Source organism: Rhodococcus sp. (in: high G+C Gram-positive bacteria) (genome assembly GCF_049299235.1).
In the GTDB taxonomy this organism is placed as follows: domain Bacteria; phylum Actinomycetota; class Actinomycetes; order Mycobacteriales; family Mycobacteriaceae; genus Rhodococcus.
Genome location: NZ_JBAQXC010000400.1, coordinates 1 through 6,165 on the forward strand (window position 1 = coordinate 1; position 6,165 = coordinate 6,165).

A 6,165-nucleotide genomic window follows, 5' to 3' on the forward strand; every position below is an offset into this window, starting at 1 on the left:
TTCCCCTGCCGTTCTGACCTACTGCCGTTCTGACGGGTCGCGGATTATCGGGGACGCAGCACCATCTCGGTGGGGTGGGCATCGGCGGGGGTGCGGATCGCATTCCCCACCGCCTGCGCGACGACCGCCGGCCGCAGATACCGTTCGGGCCGGTAGTCGCCGCCCTCGGCGGCGACGAGTGCGCGCTGCATGTCGGTGTCGATGCGTCCGGGATGCACCGAGGTCACCCGCACTGCGGGTTCCTCCAGCCGGAGTGTGTCGCCGAATGCCCGCAGCGCGAACTTGCTTGCCGCATACGCCCCCCATTCCGCCTTCGCGTTCAATCCGGATCCCGAATTGATCAGCACCACATGACCATTCGCGTCACGCAATGCGGGTAGCAGAGCCTGGGTCAGGGAAACGACAGCAAAGACGTTGGCGTCGAACATCTCCCGCCAGTCGTCGATGCTGCTGTCCGCGACGGTACCGAGGCTCGCTACTCCTGCATTGTGAACGAGGACGTCGAGCCGGTCGATTCCGGTGCATGCCGCCGCGACGGCGTCGTGGTCGAGCAGATCCACCGGCCACGGTGTGGCGTCGGGTAGTTCCGTGACGATCGTGTTCAGGGACTGTGCGGTGCGACCACCGAGCAGCAGGTCGTGGTCGGTCGCGAGTTCGCGTGCGATCGCGGCGCCGAGTCCGCGACCGCCGCCGGTGATCAAGGCTGTGGGGCGCATGTCGTCGAGCCTATGCGCCCGCTCCCGGCGGGTGAACGGACCCGTCACAGGGGGCGAATATCGGTTCTCGGTACGCGGGTCGTGTGGCCACGCCCACAATGGAGGAATGGACCCGGTGAGCGCGCTGCGCGAGGTCGCGTTCTGGCTCGAACGTGAGCACGCGGAAACGTACCGTGTCCGTGCCTACCGGCACGCCGCCGACGTCGTCGCAGCCATGACCGATGATCAGCGCGAACATCGTCGGCGCACCGACACGTGGTCGGTGCTGCCCGGTATCGGCCCGAAAACTGCCGCCGTGATCCGGGAATCGGTGGATGGAATCCCTTCCTACCTGCAGAAACTCCGCGACGATGCGGAACCGATCGGACGCGGAGGCGACGCTCTGCGCACCGCTCTGCGCGGCGATCTGCACACGCATTCCGACTGGTCCGACGGTGGTAGTCCCGTCGACGAGATGATGCGCACCGCCGCGGCGCGGGTGGGGCACGAATACTGCGCGGTCACCGATCATTCGCCGCGGCTCACCGTCGCGAACGGTCTGAGCGCGGAGCGGCTGCGCACCCAACTCGGGGTGATCGCCGAACTCGACGCCGCCGACGGAATGCGGATCCTGACCGGTATCGAAGTCGACATTCTCGAGGACGGATCGCTCGACCAGGACGAGGACCTGCTCGCCGAACTCGACATCGTCGTGGCGAGCGTGCATTCGAAACTCCGGGCCGAGCGGTCGGCGATGACACGGCGGATGGTGCGGGCGGTGACCAATCCGCACGTCGACGTGCTCGGTCATTGCACCGGCCGGCTCGTCACGGGTGGTCGCGGGACCCGGCCCGAATCGGTCTTCGACGCGGAGACGGTGTTCGCCGCGTGCCGCGACCACGGCACCGCCATCGAGATCAATTGCCGCCCCGAACGCCGCGACCCGCCGGCCCGGCTGATCGACCTGGGTTTGCGGCTCGGATGCCGATTCGCGATCGACACCGACGCGCACGCACCCGGTCAACTGGACTGGCTCGGGTACGGGTGCGAACGCGCGGTGGAACGTGGTGTCGAGCCGGAAGACGTCGTCAACAGCTGGCCGGTCGAAGACCTGCTGGCCTGGACTTCCGGATAGGAGCGCGTAGTGGACCACGTCGATGTGTTGATCGTCGGGGCCGGCCTGTCCGGCATCGGCGCCGGATACCGGCTGCAGACGCAGTGCCCGGAATTGACCTACACGATCCTCGAGGGCAGAGATGTCATCGGTGGAACCTGGGATCTGTTTCGGTATCCGGGTATCCGCTCCGACAGTGATATGTACACCTTCGGATATCCGTTCCGCCCGTGGCACGGCGACCGGTCCTTCGCCGACGGTTCGTCGATCCTCGAGTACGTGCGCGCCACCGCATCCGAGTCCGGGGTGGATCGTCGAATCCGGTTCGGACACCAGGTGTCGGCCGCGACCTGGTCGTCGCAGACCGCGCGGTGGACGGTGCGGGCGGTCGCGGACGGGCAGCCGGTGGAGCTGACGTGCTCGTTCCTGTACGTGTGCAGCGGGTATTACAGTTACGAGGCCGGATATCTGCCGGAGATCCCGGGCCTGAGCAACTTCGACGGCCCCGTCGTGCATCCGCAGTTCTGGCCAGAGGACCTCGACTGGTCGGGCAAGCGGGTGGTGGTGATCGGCAGCGGCGCCACCGCGGTCACCTTGCTGCCCGCGATGGCCGACGACGCCCTGCGCATCACGATGCTGCAGCGGTCCCCGTCCTATGTGGTGTCGCTACCCGCGCGCGACGTGGTTGCGGACCGGATCCGGAAATGGTTGCCCGACAATATTGCTCACCGTCTGGTACGCGCGAAGAATATCGTGTCGGCACTGGCCTTCTACCAGTTCTGTCAGCGGATGCCGGATCTGGCGCGCCGGGTGATCCGCACCGGTGCGGCTCGTCGGCTCCGCGGAAGCATGCCCGTCGATCCGCATTTCGCGCCCACCTACGACCCGTGGGATCAGCGCATGTGCTTGGTTCCCGACGCGGATCTGTTCCGGGCGCTGCGGTCCGGTCACGCCGACATCGTCACCGGCCGGATCGACGCGGTCACCGACCACGGCATCCGGCTCGATTCCGGCGACGAACTCGAGGCCGACATGCTGATCACCGCAACAGGTCTTCGTATCGTCCCGGCCGGTGGCATCGCACTCACCGTCGACGGACAGCAGGTCGATCCGGGCGAGGCGTATGTGTACCGCGGGACGATGCTCAGCGGTGTGCCGAACTTCGCGCTGTGCCTCGGCTACACGAACGCATCGTGGACCTTGCGCGCAGATCTCGTATCGCTGTATGTGTGTCGACTGCTGAACCATCTGCGGCGCAAGGGATACCGGATTGCAACGCCCGAGTATCACGGAGACGGGCGGACCCGTCCCCTGCTCGGGCTGTCCTCGGGGTACGTCCAGCGCGCGGCCGGCATGCTGCCCAGGCAGGGCACCCACAGCCCGTGGCGGATGCACCAGAACTATCTGCTGGACTTGCCGACGATGCGGTTCGGCCGGATCGACGCATCCATGACCTTCACCCGTTGAGGCATCACGTCCGCACCGGTGCGGGTCTGACAGGAACAGGAATCTCGGCGTCGCACAGGATCTTTGCTCCGGCCGCGAACCGCTGCACCTCGTGGTCACGGCGGATCTGCGCGGGCACGGCGCCACCGAGGAGATTCCGGGTGAGGCGGGCGGAATCGCCGAGCGGCGCATCGCTTCCCGCGATGACGACGTTGCCGTAGCGGCGGCCCTTCAGCATCGCCGGGTCGGCGATGATGGCGGTGTGCGCGAAGACACTGCCGATCGTCGCGGCCTCCCGCTTGGCCGTCGTCAGGTCGCGGGTGTCGCCACAGTTCACGGCATAGACACCGCCGGGAGCGAGCACACGGTGGGCGTGCCGGGTGAATTCGACGGTGGTCAGCGCGGCAGGTGTGCGGTTGAACGCGAACACGTCCCGCACGATCAGGTCGCGGGTGCCACCGGTCAGCGAGCTCAGCACCGCCCGCGCTTCGCCGACCCGAATCCGCATCAACGGTGCCCGCGGCAGATCGAACCATTCGCGCACGAGCTCGGCGAGGCGTCCGTCGATCTCGACGACCACCTGCCGGGAGTTCGGGAACCACGCGTGGACGTATCGCGCCATCGTGCATGCCCCGCCACCCAGGTGCAGCACTCGAAGCCGGTCGTCGCGCGTCCAGTGCGCATCCATCAGATCCGCGATCCAGCGCATGTACTCGAACTCGAGCAGTGTCGGATCGGATACGTCGATGTGCGAGCTGGGCACCCCGTTGACCTCGAGAACCCACCCGTCCGGGCGGTAGCGATCCCTGACGAGCTCGCACGTGCCGGTGTCGATGTCGTGGATTCCGGGCATCAGAACGGCATCGGCGGCGGGATGGGCACGGGTGGTCACCGCTCCATTGTCCTCACCGATACCGCGGATGCGGCGCGCGGGGCTCGCCAACCGGGCATTGCCGGTGCGTATCGGCGCGCAGGCCGCACAATGAAACGATGCCCGACCGCGGATTGACCCCTACCCAACTCGCCGCGCGCGCCGCCTACCTGCTCCGGGGCAACGATAGGGGCACGATGACCAGCGCGTCCGCGACGCTGTATCCGCACATGTGGAGCTGGGACGCCGCGTTCATCGCCGTCGGCCTGGCGTCGCTCAGCGTGCAACGCGCCGTCGTCGAACTCGACACGCTGCTGTCTGCACAGTGGAACAACGGCATGATTCCGCACATCGTCTTCGCCGACGGCGCCGACGGATATTTTCCCGGCCCGGACCGGTGGGCGGCTCACGAACTCGCCGCGCACGCCCCGGCGGGTGTGCGGACGTCGGGCATCACCCAGCCGCCCGTGCATGCGATCGCGGTGCAACGGATCCTCGACCACGGCCGCAGGCGCGGCCGAAGTACCCGCATCGTCGCCGAAGAATTCCTCGATCGGCGGTGGCCCGATCTGATGCGCTGGCATCGCTGGCTCGCGCACGCCCGCGATGTCGGCGGCAACGGCCGCATCGCGGTGTATCACGGATGGGAAACCGGCATGGACAATTCGCCGCGTTGGGATGCCGCATACGCGAACGTCGTGCCCGGCCCGGTGCCCCCGTACCGGCGCGAGGACCTCACGCACGTCGGTGACGCCGGGCAACGTCCCACCGATGCCGAATACCGTCGCTACCTGTGGCTTCTCGAGGAGATGAAGTCTGTTCGATACGGCGACGACAAGCTTGCCGCCACCATGAGCTTCGCGGTCGAAGACGTGTTCGTCAGCGCGGTGTTCGCGTTGTCGTGCGAGGTGCTTGCCGTCATCGGCGAGGAGCATTCACGTCCGCGTGCGGACGTGTGTGATCTGTATGAATTGGCCGAACGGTTCCGTCGCGGTGTCACCGATGCGTCCGACACGAATTCCGGCGCTGCACAGGATTTCGATCTCAGATCCGGGAAGTGGATCGCCACCGACACACTCGCGATGTTCGCGCCGCTGCTGTGTGGCGGATTGCCGGGGGAAACCGAACGCACACTCCTGCGGGCATTCGAGGGTCCGATGTTCTGTGGTCATCCGGACCTGCGCTACGCCGTGCCGCCGTCGACATCGCCGGTGTCCGAGGCTTTCCGTCCCCGCGCGTACTGGCGTGGACCGGTGTGGCCGGTGACGACGTGGCTGTTCTCGTGGGCGTTTGCGCGGCGCGGCTGGACCGAGCACTCGAATCATCTTCGTGGGGAGGGGCTTCGGCAGGTTTCCGACGGTTCGTTCGCCGAGTACTACGAACCGTTCACGGGCGAACCGTTGGGCAGCACGCAACAGTCGTGGACGGCGGCAGCCGCACTGGATTGGCTCGGTTAGGTGGACAATGGACCGCAGGAGCGCACACCGCGAGGGAGACGATCGGGAGGTCTTGGCGTGAGCACAGCTGTCGTGGTCGGCAGCGGGCCCAACGGGCTCGCGGCCGCTCTCCACCTCGCCCGCAGCGGCGTGGACGTCCAGGTCCTCGAAGCTGCCGACGAGATCGGTGGCGGGACCCGCTCGGGCGAGCTCACCGTCCCCGGCCTGGTCCACGACCACTGCTCCGCGTTCCATCCGATGGGTGCGGGCTCCCCCTACCTGCAGACGCTCGGCCTCGAGGAGTACGGGCTGCGGTGGACATGGCCCGAGGTCGACTGCGCGCACCCGCTCGACAGCGGCGAGGCCGCGCTGCTGTACCGGTCATTGGAGACCACCGCCGTGGGACTCGGTGTCGACGGCCCACGGTGGCGCCGGATGTTCGCGGACCTTTCCGTCGGGTTCGACGCGTTGGCCGCCGACCTGATGCGACCGGTCCTGAACGTGCCGAGGCATCCGCTGCGGCTCGCCGCGTTCGGGCCCCGGGCGCTGCTGCCGGCCGCGGTCTCGGCACGCTGGTTCCGCACCGCGAAGGCGCGCGCGCTC

6 protein-coding genes are annotated in these 6,165 nt (G+C 67.6%); 4 read left to right on the forward strand and 2 right to left on the reverse strand.

All coding sequences use genetic code 11. The features are described 5' to 3' along the window. Positions 1-44 precede the first annotated feature (44 nt). Complete coding sequence (locus WAX14_RS24545) at positions 45-716, reverse strand: SDR family oxidoreductase (RefSeq protein WP_422630648.1); 672 nt, start codon at positions 714-716, stop codon at positions 45-47. Between the two features lie 106 nt (positions 717-822). Here WAX14_RS24545 and WAX14_RS24550 point away from each other — a divergent pair, with 106 nt between their 5' ends. Together WAX14_RS24550 and WAX14_RS24555 are read left to right on the forward strand one after the other, a co-directional pair. Continuing rightward, the gene (locus WAX14_RS24550) at positions 823-1,830 is read left to right on the forward strand and encodes a PHP domain-containing protein (protein ID WP_422630649.1); all 1,008 of its coding nucleotides are present in this window, start codon (positions 823-825) and stop codon (positions 1,828-1,830) included. Positions 1,831-1,839: 9 nt separating this feature from the next. Further along, the gene (locus WAX14_RS24555) at positions 1,840-3,276 is read left to right on the forward strand and encodes a flavin-containing monooxygenase (protein ID WP_422630650.1); all 1,437 of its coding nucleotides are present in this window, start codon (positions 1,840-1,842) and stop codon (positions 3,274-3,276) included. Between the two features lie 4 nt (positions 3,277-3,280). Here the strand turns inward: WAX14_RS24555 and WAX14_RS24560 are convergent, their stop codons facing one another. Further along, on the reverse strand, positions 3,281-4,108 hold the full coding sequence (locus WAX14_RS24560; RefSeq protein ID WP_422630653.1) for a spermidine synthase: 828 nt from the start codon (positions 4,106-4,108) through the stop codon (positions 3,281-3,283). 137 nt (positions 4,109-4,245) lie between these two features. Between WAX14_RS24560 and ggh the strand changes: the two genes are divergently transcribed. After that, a complete protein-coding gene (ggh, locus tag WAX14_RS24565; protein ID WP_422630651.1) occupies positions 4,246-5,583 on the forward strand; it encodes a glucosylglycerate hydrolase in 1,338 nt (445 codons plus the stop codon). A gap of 57 nt (positions 5,584-5,640) precedes the next feature. Beyond that, positions 5,641-6,165: phytoene desaturase family protein (locus WAX14_RS24570; RefSeq protein ID WP_422630652.1), on the forward strand; the 525-nt coding region annotated here is incomplete at its 3' end.